The organism is Streptomyces sp. NPDC052114 (assembly GCF_040680155.1).
Taxonomy (GTDB): domain Bacteria; phylum Actinomycetota; class Actinomycetes; order Streptomycetales; family Streptomycetaceae; genus Streptomyces.
In genome coordinates this window covers 144,087-158,191 of the sequence record NZ_JBFAWC010000020.1, presented here as the reverse complement: position 1 = coordinate 158,191, position 14,105 = coordinate 144,087, and the positions used below count along the sequence as shown (strand labels likewise).

Annotated in this window: 14 protein-coding genes and 1 pseudogene; 9 read left to right on the top strand and 6 right to left on the bottom strand. The window is 69.6% G+C overall.

The window, feature by feature from the left end; all coding sequences use genetic code 11:
• Positions 1 to 94 (bottom strand): annotated as a pseudogene (locus tag AB0L89_RS34285) (IS5/IS1182 family transposase); the annotation flags it as partial.
• Positions 95 to 266: 172 nt separating this feature from the next.
• On the opposite strand from AB0L89_RS34285, the gene AB0L89_RS34280 reads away from it, so the two are divergent.
• The gene (locus AB0L89_RS34280; RefSeq protein WP_365150034.1) at positions 267 to 1,868 is read left to right on the top strand and encodes a restriction endonuclease; all 1,602 of its coding nucleotides are present in this window, start codon (positions 267 to 269) and stop codon (positions 1,866 to 1,868) included.
• Between the two features lie 214 nt (positions 1,869 to 2,082).
• On the opposite strand, the gene AB0L89_RS34275 is transcribed toward AB0L89_RS34280, so the two are convergent.
• From AB0L89_RS34275 to AB0L89_RS34265, 3 genes are all read right to left on the bottom strand, one after another.
• Positions 2,083 to 2,691 carry an SUKH-4 family immunity protein gene (locus tag AB0L89_RS34275; RefSeq protein ID WP_365150031.1) on the bottom strand — a complete coding sequence of 203 codons (609 nt, stop codon included), beginning with the start codon at positions 2,689 to 2,691 and terminating at the stop codon, positions 2,083 to 2,085.
• Between the two features lie 167 nt (positions 2,692 to 2,858).
• On the bottom strand, positions 2,859 to 3,062 hold the full coding sequence (locus AB0L89_RS34270; RefSeq protein WP_365150028.1) for a hypothetical protein: 204 nt from the start codon (positions 3,060 to 3,062) through the stop codon (positions 2,859 to 2,861).
• Positions 3,063 to 3,201: 139 nt separating this feature from the next.
• Positions 3,202 to 5,190 (bottom strand): WD40 repeat domain-containing protein, encoded by a 1,989-nt coding sequence (locus AB0L89_RS34265; protein WP_365150025.1) that lies wholly within the window; start codon positions 5,188 to 5,190, stop codon positions 3,202 to 3,204.
• A 363-nt stretch (positions 5,191 to 5,553) separates the two neighbouring features.
• On the opposite strand from AB0L89_RS34265, the gene AB0L89_RS34260 reads away from it, so the two are divergent.
• Complete coding sequence (locus AB0L89_RS34260; RefSeq protein ID WP_365150022.1) at positions 5,554 to 5,712, top strand: hypothetical protein; 159 nt, start codon at positions 5,554 to 5,556, stop codon at positions 5,710 to 5,712.
• A 108-nt stretch (positions 5,713 to 5,820) separates the two neighbouring features.
• Here the strand turns inward: AB0L89_RS34260 and phoU are convergent, their stop codons facing one another.
• Positions 5,821 to 6,501, bottom strand: coding sequence for a phosphate signaling complex protein PhoU (gene phoU, locus AB0L89_RS34255; protein ID WP_055702652.1), 681 nt, complete (start codon positions 6,499 to 6,501; stop codon positions 5,821 to 5,823).
• Between the two features lie 273 nt (positions 6,502 to 6,774).
• Here phoU and AB0L89_RS34250 point away from each other — a divergent pair, with 273 nt between their 5' ends.
• Both AB0L89_RS34250 and AB0L89_RS34245 read left to right on the top strand, forming a co-directional pair.
• On the top strand, positions 6,775 to 8,031 hold the full coding sequence (locus AB0L89_RS34250; RefSeq protein WP_365150018.1) for an ATP-binding protein: 1,257 nt from the start codon (positions 6,775 to 6,777) through the stop codon (positions 8,029 to 8,031).
• Entirely contained in the window at positions 8,028 to 8,708 is a 681-nt protein-coding gene (locus AB0L89_RS34245; protein ID WP_030682312.1) for a response regulator transcription factor, read from the top strand. The genes AB0L89_RS34250 and AB0L89_RS34245 overlap by 4 nt, the downstream gene beginning before the upstream one ends.
• Positions 8,709 to 8,782: 74 nt before the next feature.
• On the opposite strand, the gene AB0L89_RS34240 is transcribed toward AB0L89_RS34245, so the two are convergent.
• Positions 8,783 to 9,508 carry a DUF461 domain-containing protein gene (locus tag AB0L89_RS34240; protein ID WP_365150015.1) on the bottom strand — a complete coding sequence of 242 codons (726 nt, stop codon included), beginning with the start codon at positions 9,506 to 9,508 and terminating at the stop codon, positions 8,783 to 8,785.
• Between the two features lie 604 nt (positions 9,509 to 10,112).
• On the opposite strand from AB0L89_RS34240, the gene AB0L89_RS34235 reads away from it, so the two are divergent.
• From AB0L89_RS34235 to cysS, 5 genes are all read left to right on the top strand, one after another.
• The gene (locus tag AB0L89_RS34235; protein ID WP_003953493.1) at positions 10,113 to 10,595 is read left to right on the top strand and encodes a CarD family transcriptional regulator; all 483 of its coding nucleotides are present in this window, start codon (positions 10,113 to 10,115) and stop codon (positions 10,593 to 10,595) included.
• 314 nt (positions 10,596 to 10,909) lie between these two features.
• Positions 10,910 to 11,638, top strand: a complete 729-nt coding sequence (ispD, locus tag AB0L89_RS34230) for a 2-C-methyl-D-erythritol 4-phosphate cytidylyltransferase (protein ID WP_365150012.1) — start codon at positions 10,910 to 10,912, stop codon at positions 11,636 to 11,638.
• Positions 11,628 to 12,137 carry a 2-C-methyl-D-erythritol 2,4-cyclodiphosphate synthase gene (ispF, locus tag AB0L89_RS34225; RefSeq protein WP_365150009.1) on the top strand — a complete coding sequence of 170 codons (510 nt, stop codon included), beginning with the start codon at positions 11,628 to 11,630 and terminating at the stop codon, positions 12,135 to 12,137. The genes ispD and ispF overlap by 11 nt, the downstream gene beginning before the upstream one ends.
• 73 nt (positions 12,138 to 12,210) lie before the next feature.
• A complete protein-coding gene (locus tag AB0L89_RS34220) occupies positions 12,211 to 12,615 on the top strand; it encodes a PPOX class F420-dependent oxidoreductase (protein WP_365150006.1) in 405 nt (134 codons plus the stop codon).
• A gap of 81 nt (positions 12,616 to 12,696) precedes the next feature.
• The gene (gene cysS, locus AB0L89_RS34215; RefSeq protein WP_365150004.1) at positions 12,697 to 14,100 is read left to right on the top strand and encodes a cysteine--tRNA ligase; all 1,404 of its coding nucleotides are present in this window, start codon (positions 12,697 to 12,699) and stop codon (positions 14,098 to 14,100) included.
• Positions 14,101 to 14,105: the final 5 nt, after the last annotated feature.

The window sequence follows — 14,105 nt, the reverse complement described above, 5'->3', positions numbered from 1 at the left end:
CGCCCTGAGGCCGCTGCGGAGCAGGCGGAACCACCCGCTGGAACAACTCCCACAGGTCCTCCGGGGCCATCCGCTCGACAAGCGCAGCAGTCATCACCCCAGACTGCCGCAAGATCACACCAACTGAAATGACGTCTAAGACGAGCAGGCTCGTCGCCGCGCCTTGTGCCCGAAGTCAGGATGGGGTGATGTCTCCGGTGCGTGATTCTGCGAGGTGAGAGGGGAATGCAGCTCTGGGAGAGCCAAGCCGAGGGAGGGGCTAGCAGGTGGCGCAGCGTAGTAGCGGCCGAGGCAATGAGTACCAGCGGCAACAGCAGGCCTTACGTCGGGCCCAGGAGCAGCAGGCACGTCAGGTGGAGCGGGAGCGTAAGGCAGCTGAGGCGGCCAGCAAGCGGCAGGAGCGTGAGCGGAAGGCCGCGTATCAGGAGCAGCAGGCCGAGCAGGCGCAGGTGCGTACGATCGGTGTTGAGCACGAGGTCGAGCAGCTTGGGCAATTGCTCCGTGACGCTTTGGTCGGTGATCCGCCAACGACCTTTGAAGGTCGGCGACGGACGCACAAGCCCAGGGTGTGGGATGAGCGTCCGTGGTCCCGACCGGAACCCTCCCCGCGCTGGGAGGAGTTCGCCCCGCCGGAGCCCGGCGGTCTGGCTGCTGTTCTGGGCTTTGGCAGGAAGCGCTTCGAGGTTGAAGTCGCTGAGGCCCGTGTGCGCTTCGGCGAAGCGCAAGAACGCCATAGGCGAGTCGAGGACGAGCGGCTGGCAACGCTGGAGCGGAAGCAGGCCGAGTACCGCCAAGCCGAAGAGCGTGCCCTTGAGGAAATCGAGTCCTTCAACCGGCAGTTGGACGAGGAACGCGAAGCGTACGGAGCGGGGGAGCCCGGGGCAGTGGAGGCGCACCTAGGTGCCGTACTGGATGCGTCGAGCTACCCCATGGGCTTCCCGCACGAGCATCGGATCGCCTTCCGTCCTGCTACCGGTGACGTACTTGTTGAGGTCCACCTGCCTTCGGAGGAGATCGTTCCGGCCGCACGGGGCTACCGGTATGTGAAGAGCCGAGATGAGACGACCGTGCTGCCTCGGCCGGAGAAGGAGCGCAAAGAGATCTACGCGTCCGTCCTGGCACAAGTCGCTCTGAGGACGGTCCACGAGATCATGACGAGCGATCCGGACCGGATCATCAATGGCGTCATCTTGAACGGCCATGTGAAGACCATCGACCGCGCCACTGGCCAAGAGGTCTCGCCTTGCCTGGTCACGCTCAGTGCCAGCAGCGAGCAGTTCGGGAAGCTTCGACTGAGCCAGGTCGATCCCGTGCACTGTCTCAAGGGGCTCAACGCATTGGTGTCTCCTAACCCATACGACCTTGAACCGATCCGGCCCATCATCGAGTTCGATCTGACGAAGTACCGCTTGATGGACAGCATGGACGTGGTGGCTGATCTGGACAGCAGGCCCGTGTTGGTGAAGCTGACACCCACCGAGTTCGAGCACTTGATCCGCCAACTGTTCGAGGCGATCGGAATGGAGGCCTGGAACACTCAGGCATCAAAGGACGAGGGTGTTGACGCGATTGCGATTAGCAAGGACCCCGTCTTCAACGGTGAGTGCATCATCCAGGCCAAGCGCTACACCAGGCTGGTGGGCGTCGAGTCCGTCCAAGCGCTCGCCGGAGTGGTCGAGCACAAGCGCGCCGCCAAGGGGGTCCTCATCACCACGTCATGGTTCGGCAGGGCTAGTCACGACTTCGCCCGCCAGCATGGCCGGCTGCAGCTCATCGAAGGACCAGAGCTCAAGTACTTGATTAAGGAACACCTTGGCAAGGATGTGATTCCTGGTCCGGTTCCCCCTAAGAGGCGTCCCTCGCGCTGAGGGGGCGCCTGCCCTGGGCGGGCTGTTGGGCCGTCCCTGGGCCGTCCGAAGCCGCTCAACACCGGACGACAACGACCAATGACGACCAGCCAGGCAATCGCGACCAGGCCCCGGAGCTGCGAAAACGCTGGTTTCCAAGGCTCCCGGCAACACCCAGGGCAAGAAGAAGTAAGCCGGACGCTATAGGCCCCTGCCGTCGGGACCCCGGCCGCCGTCACCCGTACAGCGAGCGGCCTCCCGGGCTGTCGCCCCGGAAGCGTTGGCCCGCGGCGATTTCGTCGGCGACCGTCGACCAGACGGTCTCGTCGTCCTGGAAGGGGAGTGGGTCGAGGGCGCTCGTCTCCTCGCGGATCCGGTCGACCTCGTTCTCCAGGCGCTCGAAGTCCGCTTCCTCGTCGCCGCTGAAGGTGAACTCCTCCAGCAGGCGCTGGAGGCGGAAGGTGACGTGGAGGAGAGAGGAGGCGTCCGTGTGGAGGGGGCGCGCGGTTTCCTCGTCGGGGTCGAACGCGTGCACCGAGCCGGAGACCGGGTCGAGGGCGAGGTGGGCGTTGAGCAGCCAGCCGATGACGGGCCAGGCACCCGCGCCGTCCGCCGCGTCCTCGAAGTCCTCGACGTGGACGACGTCCTGGACGAGCGGCAGCAGGCCGTCGTCCTCGTCGGGCCGGCGCGGCAGGAGCGTCCCGGTGGGGACGCCGACGGCCCGCAGGAGGCGGGCGCCCTCGGTGTCCGCCGCGGCGGGCGGGAACGCGGTGACAGGAACCGTCGCGAGCCCGCCCTCGCCGAGGACGCCGACGAGCTCGGCACGGGTGACGTCGAACAGCACTTCCGGAACTCCGAACTCGTCGGCGCCACGGACGCCACGGGACTCTGGGCGGACGGGAGCGACCGCGACAACCGCGTCGCGGAGCCCGTCCGCCCGCTCACCCTCCTACGGCACGAACCCGTTGTCCAAGCGCGGGGCCCACTCCCTGACCCGCACACCGGCACAGGTCAAGGAGTGGCCGCCTCCGTGACGCCCTGGGCCAGTTGGCCCGTGGCGTCCAGGATCCAGTGGCCGAAGCTCGTGGGGGCGATCAGGACGCCGAAGACGAGGACCAGGGTCATCGTCAGGACGGCGTCGATCCGCTTCCGGGGCTTCGGAGGTCTGCGGATCAGGATGAAGATGACGACAGCCAGCAGAACCGCGAGATCCATCGTGAGTACCACTGGCCGTCCTCCCGTCAGGCAAGAGAATCCCGGCTTTCCTGTGTAGCCCGAACTCACGTGCGTGAAGGTTCAGTTACCCGGGGTTGGCGACAAAGTGCCCATCCCGGGCCGGATCGGTCCCACCGGCTCAGCGCGTGAAGTTCAGGTACTTCCACGCCCCGTGCGTCGTCGAGTTCACGTTGTCGCCCGACGTGCCGTTCACGTACGACGAGCGGATGCGGGCGCGGATGCCCGACTGGCCGGGGGCGCCCAGGCGCACCGCGGAGTAGCCGTCGGGGGCGATCTCGAAGTACTCCGAGCCCGTGGAGTGCCACCTGCGGTCGGCGCCGTAGACCTGGACCTCGAAGCGCTGCTTGCGGCCCTTGTAGTAGGTCATCTTCGTGGTGAGGATCGGGTCGGTGTTCTTGTGGAAGTAGTGGTACGTGGTGGAGCCGATCTTGCCCGTCTTGTAGTGCTTGGAGACGGCGCTGGAGATCTTGACCTTCGCGTACGCCGTCGACGTGGCCTTCTTGGGGGCGTACCGCGCGTCTCCGGAGAAGACGGCCGTGACCTTCGTGTCGCGCTTCATGTCGACCGTGGCCGACAGGTTGCCCGAGGAGTTGACCTTGGCCTTCTTGATGAGCTTGTTGGGCTTGTCGCCGCCGTACGGGTCGGCCCAGATCTCGACCGTGCGGTTCTTGTACGTGGAGCCGAGGTGCGCGGTGAAGGAGACGTCGGCGCCGTAGGAGTAGACGTTGCCGTTCTTGTTCAGGGTCAGCTTCGTCGCGGAGCGCGAGACCTCCACCGAGTCCGACGCGGACGCGGCGGCGTGCGCGGCGTCACCGGCGTACGCGACCTTGTAGGTCACCTTGCCGCCCGCTGGCGGGGTGTCCTTGAAGGAGAAGGAGCCGTCCGCCGTGGTCTTCGCCGCGGGCAGCGCCTTGCCGGGCGCGGGTGAGTCGACGTCCGTGCGCGTGACCGTCAGGGGGGTGCCCGCGGGGATCCCCGTCCCGGCCAGCTTGCCCGTGACGGTGAGCTCCTTGGCCCGCGGCGCCTTCTCGGGCGCGCTGACCGTGAGCTTCGGCAGGGACTTCGCGGGCGCGTCCAGGACCCGCAGCGAGTAGACGTCCGCGCTGTTGTAGGAGACGGCGAAGAGCTTGCTGCCGTCCGGCGCCCACGCCAGGCCGCCCTCGGCCAGGGTGTCGCCGCCGCTGCCGCCGCCGGTGTTCGGGAACTCGTACTCCCGCACCTTGGACCACTGGCCCTGCTTGTAGATGTGCACGTCGGGGCCGTACCAGGAGAAGGTGCCCGCCGCGACCGTGCCGTCCGGGGCGATGTCCACGGCCGCGCCGTAGGACCCGGAGTCGTAACGCCCCAGCGGGGACAGGTCCTTGGTGGAGTACACCGGGTGGTAGTACGGCGAGCCGCTGGCCGTGACGACCTGGGTGCCGTCGGGGGAGACCGCGATGTCGTCGAAGAAGCCGCCCTCGACGGACTTGCTGGCCACCGTCGTCGGCTTGGGGCCCGAGACGTCGTACACGGTCAGCGTGTCGTCGCTGGTGTCCTTCTCGCCGGCCACCAGGATCCCCGAGTCGGGGTCGGAGCCGAGCTCGGGAGCGGCGTAGAAACTCGCGTCGCCGTCCTGGCCGAGCGCGACGACCGGCTCGGCGCCGGAGAGGTCGAGCGAACCGATGCCGCCCCCGGCGTCGGGCCCGTAGCCGAACCAGAGCTTGCCGCTCGCGAGGGCGAGCGTGCGCGGCTTCTCCGCGCCGTCGAGCGCGTAGCTCGCGCTCTGGGTGTACGTGGAGGTCTCCACGGAGACGATCCGGTTGAGCCCGGAGACCGCCGCGTACACCTGGCGGGAGTCCGGCGAGAGCGCGAGGCCCTCGACGTCCGGCAGCCCGTCCAGGGTCGCCTTGACGGTGCCCGCGTAGTCCGTGACGACGATCTTGCCGCCGCGCGGGTCGGAGACGTAGACGCGCTGGTGCTCCCCGTCCACCAGCACGTCGCCCGCCGACTTCACGTCCAGGACCTTGGCGGAGTCCGCCGCCGCGGGATGCGATGCCACCGCGACCAGGGCGGCGGAGCTGAAGAGGACCGCGAGTGCCGTCGCGGTCGAGAGGGTGCGCGTACGCACGATATGTGACCCCCCACATATGAAGATCCCGGGCCGGACGCCCGGGACGTGAACCCAGGCCAGGCGCCCGGGACTTGAGCCCCCGTTACAGCGCCCTCACATTAGGGCATTCCTGTGAAGGCGGGGGAGGGAGTTTCTCGTGGGGCGCTCCGGTCGGCGAGTTTCTCGTGGGGCGTCCCGGCCGGCGGGTTTCTCGTGGGGTGTCCCGGCCGGGCGTCCCGGCCACCTGTCCGGCCGTACCGGGCCCCGCGCCCGCCTCCCCGATCGCCCGCCCGCGCGCGTGTGCGCCGTTGATGCGCCCCTCGCTCCTGGGCATGGAATGGGCATCAGGCAGTACGCCAGTACGCCTTCGAGGAGGAGACCATGGCCGTGTCCCCCATGACCGAAACCGTCCCCGAGCAGCCGGCCGGCGCGCAGGACCTGCCCGTGCTGGCCCTGCTCGGCTCCTGCGGCTGCGGCTCGGGCTGCAGCTGCGGCTGCCAGTCCGGCGGCTCCTGCCAGTGCGGCGGCGGCTGCGGCTGAGCCGGCCGGGCGGCCCGTTCCGTACGCGTCACATGACTGTGCCCCGCACGGCAGAGGCCGTGCGGGGCACAGGTGCGCGAGGGCGAGGGCCGGGCCCGCCGGAAAGGCCTACGCCCCCTCCACCGGCGCCCCCGCCGGCTGGATCTCGTCCGCGTGCTCGCCCGTGACCAGGTACACGACCCGCTTCGCCACCGACACCGCGTGGTCCGCGAAGCGCTCGTAGTAGCGGCCGAGGAGCGTCACGTCGACGGCCGTCTCGATGCCGTGCTTCCAGCGGTCGTCCATCAGGTGCTGGAACAGCGTGCGGTGCAGCTGGTCCATCTCGTCGTCGTCCTGCTCCAGCTGGAGCGCGAGGTCGACGTCCTTGGTGATGATGACCTCCGCCGCCTTCGCCATCAGGCGCTGCGCGAGCTGGCCCATCTCCAGGATCGTGGCGTGCAGGTCGCGCGGCACCGCCGAGTCCGGGAAGCGGAGCCTGGCCAGCTTGGCCACGTGCTGGGCGAGGTCGCCCGAGCGCTCCAGGTCGGCGCTCATCCGCAGCGAGGTGACGACGATGCGCAGGTCCGTGGCGACCGGCTGCTGCCGCGCCAGCAGGGCTATCGCACGCGCCTCCAGGTCGTGCTGCAGATCGTCGACCTTCTGGTCTGCGGCGATCACGCTTTCGGCCATCTTCAGATCGGCGTCGAGCATGGCCGTGGTGGCGCGCCCGATCGCGGACCCGACCAGACGGGCCATCTCGACCAGGCCCTCCCCGATCGAGTCAAGTTCCTCGTGGTACGCGTCCCGCATGTGGCTGTCCCTCTCTCGTACGTCTCAGGGGGCTGGCCCCTACGCTCCCACGGTGTGGGCCGGACGCGTCCGTTTCCGGCACCCCGAATGAACCACCTGCGTCATCAAGGTGAACTGTGGGCGACGTGGGGCGGCAGCCGTGACCTGGTCCGCCCCGGCCCGGCCGGGACAAGTGAACCGGTGCCGTCCCCTCGGTGAACTCTGGGCGACGAGTGTTCGAGCCCGCACCCGTATGGCTGTGAGCGGCGCTTATTCGGCGCATAACCTGGATGCATGGACGTGAACGCGGCGGTCGCCGCAGCGGCAGCGATCGCCGGGGTGTGCACCGGCGTCATCGCCATGCTGGCGTTTCGCTGGAGCGAGCGCGACCAGAAACGCCCCACCCGCACCTCTCTGCACACCGACCCCGTGCTGCCGCCCGGCGTGGACACGGTCCTCTCCGTGCTGCGCTCCTCCGCGGTCGTCCTCGACGAGGCCGACAGCGTGGTCAAGGCCAGCTCGGCGGCGTACGCACTCGGTCTCGTACGCGGCGGGAAGCTCGCCGTCGAGCCGATGCTGCAGATGGCCAGGGACACCCGCCGCGACGGGGAGATACGCCAGGTCGAGCTGGACCTGCCCCGGCGCGGCACCGGCCGCGGCGAGGCGCTCGCCGTCTCCGCGCGCGTGGCCCCGCTCGGCTCCCGCCTCGTCCTGCTCCTCGTGGAGGACCTCACCGAGGCCCGCCGCATCGAGGCCGTGCGGCGCGACTTCGTGGCCAACGTGAGCCATGAGCTCAAGACCCCGGTGGGGGCGCTGTCCCTGCTGTCCGAGGCCGTCATGGACGCCTCGGACGACCCGGAGGCCGTCGAGCGCTTCGCGGGCCGCATGCAGATCGAGGCGACCCGGCTGACGAGCCTCGTCCAGGAGCTCATCGACCTCTCCCGGGTGCAGAACGACGACCCCCTGGAGGACGCCGAACCCGTCCGGGTCGACGAACTGGTGGCGGAGGCGATCGACCGCAGCCGTCACCAGGCCTCCCACAAGCAGATCACCATGGCCGCGGGCGGCACCGCCGACCTGCAGATCTGGGGCAACCGCGGCCAGCTCGCCGCGGCGCTCGGCAACCTCGTCGAGAACGCCGTGAACTACAGCCCGGCCCGCACCCGCGTGGGCATAGCCGCCCGCCGGGTCGCCGCACCCGGCGGGGACCTCATCGAGGTCGCGGTCACCGACCAGGGCATCGGCATCTCCGACAAGGACAAGGAGCGCATCTTCGAGCGCTTCTACCGCGTCGACCCGGCCCGCTCCCGGGCCACCGGCGGCACGGGCCTCGGCCTCGCCATCGTCAAGCACGTGGCCGCCTCGCACGGCGGGGAGGTCACCGTGTGGAGCTCCGAGGGTCAGGGCTCCACCTTCACCCTGCGGCTGCCCGAGGCGGCCGCGCAGCGCGACCGCGGATCAGGTCGCGGCGGCGGACTCGACGACGAGGCCACCCCGCCCGACGAGACCACTACGTACGAACCCATTCCTGCCCCGGAGGTCCTTCCGTGACCCGAGTGCTCGTCGTCGAGGACGAGGAATCCTTCAGCGACGCTCTGTCCTACATGCTCCGCAAGGAGGGCTTCGAAGTCGCCATCGCGGCGACCGGCCCGGACGGACTCGACGAATTCGAGCGCAACGGCGCCGACCTCGTCCTGCTCGACCTGATGCTGCCCGGCCTGCCCGGCACCGAGGTCTGCCGCCAGCTGCGCAGCCGCTCCAACGTCCCGGTGATCATGGTCACCGCCAAGGACAGCGAGATCGACAAGGTGGTCGGCCTGGAGATAGGAGCCGACGACTACGTCACCAAGCCCTTCTCCTCGCGGGAGCTGGTCGCCCGCATCCGCGCGGTCCTGCGCCGCCGCGGCGAGCCGGAGGAGGTCACGCCGCAGGCCCTGGAGGCGGGCCCGGTCCGCATGGACGTGGACCGCCACGTGGTCACGGTCTCCGGCTCGAAGGTCGACCTGCCCCTGAAGGAGTTCGACCTCCTGGAGATGCTCCTGCGCAACGCGGGCCGCGTCCTGACCCGCATGCAGCTCATCGACCGCGTCTGGGGCGCCGACTACGTGGGCGACACGAAGACCCTCGACGTCCACGTGAAGCGCCTGCGCGCCAAGATCGAACCGGATCCGGGGGCGCCGCGCTACCTGGTCACGGTGCGTGGCCTGGGCTACAAGTTCGAGCCGTAAACCGCGCGCGAAGACACGAAGAAGGGCGGGATCCCGACCGGGATCCCGCCCTTCTCGCTGTGTGCGTACGTCGCTCAGTGCTCGGCGGCGTCGCCCGCGCCGTGCGACGCGGTGCCGCCGTCCGCGGCCTGGGAGGCCTCACCGGACGGGTTCGTGCTCGCGCCGTCGGCGGCCTCGCCCGACGGGTCGGTGCTCGCGCCCTCGGACGGCTTGCCGGAGGGGCTGCCCGAGGCGCCCTTCGACGGCTTGGCGTCCGGTGCCTTCGGCAGCTCGCTCGGGCCCCACTTGCTGAAGTAGCTCTCGGCGGGCACGACGAACGCCTGCATCTTCACGTCGCCGGTCTTGCTGAAGGCGAAGGTGATGCCCTGCGCGTTGCCGTCCTTGATGGCCTCGCGGCTGCTGGGCAGGACGGCGGAGGCGTTGTTCTCGCCGCCGATGACGACGGAACCGCCGGCCGGGACGGTCAGCGGACCGTTCGGCTTGGAGTCCTTGTCGTCCTTGCCCGGCGTGAGCTTGGCCTTCTTGTCGGTGCCGTTGACCGTGATCGCGTCGAGCGTCTGGGCGGTCCGGCCGGTGTTGAAGATCGTCGCGGAGACCACGGCCGGACCCTTGGAGTCCAGGTCCGGCTGCGTGATGACCATGGCGTTCTGGATCTTGATGTCGCCGACGGAGGTCGCGGCGTTGTCCGGCTTGACCTCCATCGTCTGTGCGTTGTTGCCGGCGCCGCAGGCGGCGAGCGAGGCGAGCGAGAACGCGATGGCGGTGGCGGCGATGGCGCCGCGTCGAAGGCTGCGGCTCACGGCGGCGGCAACTCCTTGAACGTGGGCGGTACGGGACGGGCGGGCGGCCGTAAAGCCGCCCTAAGGGTGTGTCAGCGGCCTTAGGTTACCGAGCCGTTCCCGCGCCGCCGCACCCGACCCGCCCCTTGGGGCCGTGAGCCTGCGCGCTCCCCCCTGCACCCCGCGCGCCCCATTGCCCTCCGGTCCACCTTTCACATAAGCGTCGTCAAGAGTCCGGGCGTCCCGTGTTGCGGATTTCCGGTAAGGAATGCATGGGGGTCCGGAGAATTGATCATCGGGTGGCTTGATCAATTCCGGAATCGCGTCGGAGATCACTTCGCACACCTCTCCGGTCACCGAACGGAGTATCGATAGTTCACCGCTTGGAACCGCGCAAACCGGGACGTTCGGCCCCTTGGGGCGCTCTCGGAGGGTGTGTAACGTCCGCGTTTCTCCCTCCCCGGAGAGCGGCTCCGACCTGCGAATACCCCGTTCCGGGAGCCCTCCGCAGCACGTTTCTGTCGCTGTTGTCAAGCCCCGAGATATGCCCTGACCTGCGAAAACGCCATTCAGAAGAGGCGGTTCTCGTGTTAGGATGGATAGCCACGGAAGGGGTACCTGTCACATGACGTTCAAGGTTGGCGACACCGTGGTCTATCCCCATCACGGGGCCGCGCTGATCGAGGCCATCGAAACTCGCCAGATCAAAGGCGTGGACAAGACCTACTTGGTGCTGAAGGTCGCCCAGGGCGACCTGACGGTGCGTGTGCCAGCGGACAATGCGGAGTTCGTCGGCGTGCGTGATGTGGTCGGTCAGGATGGACTGGACCGGGTCTTCGAGGTGCTGCGCGCGCCGTACGCCGAAGAGCCCACGAACTGGTCGCGTCGCTACAAGGCAAATCTCGAGAAGCTCGCATCCGGCGATGTCATCAAGGTCGCGGAAGTCGTGCGCGACCTGTGGCGTCGGGAGCGCGAGCGCGGTCTTTCCGCCGGTGAGAAGCGGATGCTCGCCAAGGCTCGCCAGATCCTGGTGAGCGAGCTCGCCCTCGCGGAGAACACGAACGAGGACAAGGCCGAGGCCCTGCTCGACGAGGTCCTCGCGTCCTGACGCGGACGGCCTGAGGAGCATGCCCCGCGTATGCCCTGGCTGTCGTGCGCTTGCCCAGGCGCAGTAATGCCGCGGTGCCCGCTGACCCTTCATGGAGTCGCCGGGCGCTGCGGCATGTTCGTACCCGGATCCTTCTCGGTCCTTCTCGTAACCCGGGCGTACACGTGATGCGGCTCCCAGGGAGCCGTGTTTGGCGTGCCGGGCTCGGGCAGCTGGCTCGACCAGATGTCACGGAAGGGTCCGGTCAAGGCGTCGCGCCCGGCACGGTGTGGCCATACCCATGTCGGCCGAGCACACAAACCTGAACGGAACCGATGACTAGCGAATCCCGTACCGCGGTGGTCATTCCGGCGGCAGGACGGGGCGTACGCCTCGGCCCTGGCGCCCCCAAGGCGCTCCGCGCGCTGAACGGCACCCCGATGCTCATCCACGCCGTGCGCGCCATGGCCGAATCCCGCGCCGTCTCCCTGGTCGTCGTGGTGGCGCCGGCCGACGGCGCCGCCGAGGTGAAGACCCTCCTCGACGACCACGCGCTGCCCGAGCGCACCGACTACCTCGTCGTGCCCGGCGGAGACACCCGCAGGGAGTCCGTGCGGGCCGGTCTGGACGCGCTGCCGCCCGGCTTCGACATCGTGCTCGTGCACGACGCGGCCCGCCCGCTGGTGCCCGTCGACACGGTCGACGGCGTCATCGAGACCGTCCGCGAGGGCGCCGACGCCGTGGTGCCCGCGCTGCCGCTCGCCGACACCGTCAAGCAGGTCGAGCCGCGCACCGACGGCGGCCCCGAGAACGTCGTCGCCACGCCCGAGCGGGCCCGGCTGCGCGCCGTGCAGACCCCGCAGGGCTTCGGCCGCGCCACGCTGGTGCGCGCCCACGAGAGCGTCGACGGCGACGTCACGGACGACGCCGGGATGGTCGAGCGGCTCGGCCTGCCGGTCGTGGTCGTACCGGGCCACGAGGAGGCCTTCAAGGTGACGCGGCCCCTGGACCTCGTGCTCGCCGAGGCCGTCCTCGCCCGCCGGAGGGCCAACGATGGCTTCTGAGAACGTGACCCCCGTGCTGCCCCTGGTCGGCATCGGCACCGACATCCACGCCTTCGAAGAGGGCCGCGAGCTGTGGTGCGCGGGCCTGAAGTGGGAGGGCGAGGGCCCCGGACTCGCCGGGCACTCCGACGCCGACGTCGTCGCCCACGCGGCGTGCAACGCGCTGTTCTCCGCGGCCGGCCTCGGCGACCTCGGCGCGCACTTCGGCACGGGCCGCCCCGAGTGGTCCGGCGCCTCCGGGCTGACGCTGCTCACCGAGGCCGCCCGCATCGTCCGCGCCGCGGGCTTCACCGTCGGCAACGTCGCCGTGCAGGTCATCGGGCCCCGCCCCAAGATCGGCAGGCGTCGCGACGAGGCGCAGAAGGTGCTCTCCGAAGCCGTGGGCGCGCCCGTCTCGGTCTCCGGGGCCACCACCGACGGCCTCGGCTTCCCCGGCCGCGGCGAGGGCCTGCAGGCGATCGCGACCGCGTTGGTCGTCCGTACGGCGGGCCGGGGCTGATATTCGGGGTAGTGGTACGCCGCGTACCGGCGTATGCCTCGTACATCCAGCCGCCCACGAAGGAGTGACGTCCATGTCCGCCGCACTGTCCGACGACCTCAAGCAGCTGCTCGACACCCCCGTCTTCATCAGCGTCGCCACCATCCAGCCCGACGGCAGCCCCCAGGTCTCCCCGGTCTGGGTCAAGCGCGACGGGGACGACCTCCTCTTCTCCACCACGGTCGGCCGCCGCAAGGAGAAGAACCTGCGGCGCGACCCGCGCGTGACGGTGCTGCTCCAGCCCTTCGACGCCCCCTACTCGTACGCCGAGATCCGCGGCACCGCGGAGCTGACCACCGAGGGCGGGCAGGAGCTCATCGACGAGCTGTCGGTGAAGTACACCGGAAAGAAGTACGCGGAGTTCAACCCGGCCTCCAAGGACGACGCCGAGCGCGTCGTCGTGCGGGTCTCCGCCCGCAAGGTCGTCGGCCGCATCTGACGGGCGCCGTAACGTCACAGTTCCGTGCCCCGTGTCCCCATGGGGCACGGGGCACTGCCCTGCGCCCACTACCCTGGAGTGGTGACGATTCGCCTGTACGACACCAGCGCCCGGCAGATCCGTGACTTCAGCCCGCTCAACAGCGGTTGTGTCTCGATCTACCTGTGTGGTGCCACCGTCCAGGCGGCCCCGCACATCGGGCACATCAGGTCCGGACTGAACTTCGACATCATGCGCCGCTGGTTCGCCTACCGCGGCTACGACGTGACGTTCATCCGCAACGTGACCGACATCGACGACAAGATCATCAGGAAGTCGGCCGAGCAGGACCGCCCCTGGTGGTCGATCGGGTACGAGAACGAGCGCGCCTTCAACAACGGCTACGACGTCCTCGGCTGCCTCCCGCCCACCTACGAGCCGCGCGCCACCGGCCACATCACCGAGATGGTCGAGATGATGCGCGGCCTCATCGAGCGCGGGCACGCCTACGAGTCCGACGGCAACGTCTACTTCGACGTGCGCTCCTTCCCGGGCTACCTGGAGCTCTCCAACCAGGAGCTGGACAACCTGCTCCAGCCCGAGGGCGAGGGCGAGACCGGCAAGCGCGACCCGCGCGACTTCGCCATGTGGAAGGCGGCGAAGCCCGGGGAGCCCAGCTGGGAGACCCCGTGGGGCCGCGGCCGCCCCGGCTGGCACCTGGAGTGCTCGGCGATGGCCCACAAGTACCTGGGCACCGAGTTCGACATCCACGGCGGCGGGATCGACCTGATCTTCCCGCACCACGAGAACGAGATCGCCCAGGCCAAGGCCTTCGGTGACACCTTCGCGCGCTACTGGGTGCACAACGGCTGGGTCACCATGAGCGGCGAGAAGATGTCGAAGTCCCTCGGGAACTCGGTCCTCGTCAGCGAGATGGTCAAGCAGTGGCGCCCCATCGTCCTGCGCTACTACCTGGGCACCCCGCACTACCGCTCGATGATCGAGTACAGCGAGGAGGCCCTGCGCGAGGCCGAGTCCGCGTTCGCCCGCATCGAGGGCTTCGTGCAGCGCGTGGTGGAGAAGGCCGGCGGGGTCGTCGACCCGGCCGCCGAGGTCCCGCCCGCGTTCGCCGAGGCCATGGACGACGACATGGGCGTCCCGCAGGCGCTCGCCATCGTGCACACCACGGTCCGCCAGGGCAACAGCGCGCTGGCCGCCGACGACAAGGAGGCCGCCGTGGCGCGCCTCGCCGAGGTGCGGGCCATGCTCGGCGTCCTCGGCCTCGACCCGCTCGACCCGCACTGGGGCGGCGGCGAGGGCGACCGCGGCGAGGACCTGCACGGCGTCGTGGACACCCTCGTCCGGCTGGTCCTCGACCAGCGCGAGGCCGCCCGCGGCCGCAAGGACTGGGCCACGGCCGACGCGATCCGCGACCAGCTCAACCAGTCGGGCCTCGTCATCGAGGACAGCCCGTCGGGTCCGCGCTGGACGCTCGGCCCGCGCTAGCCGCC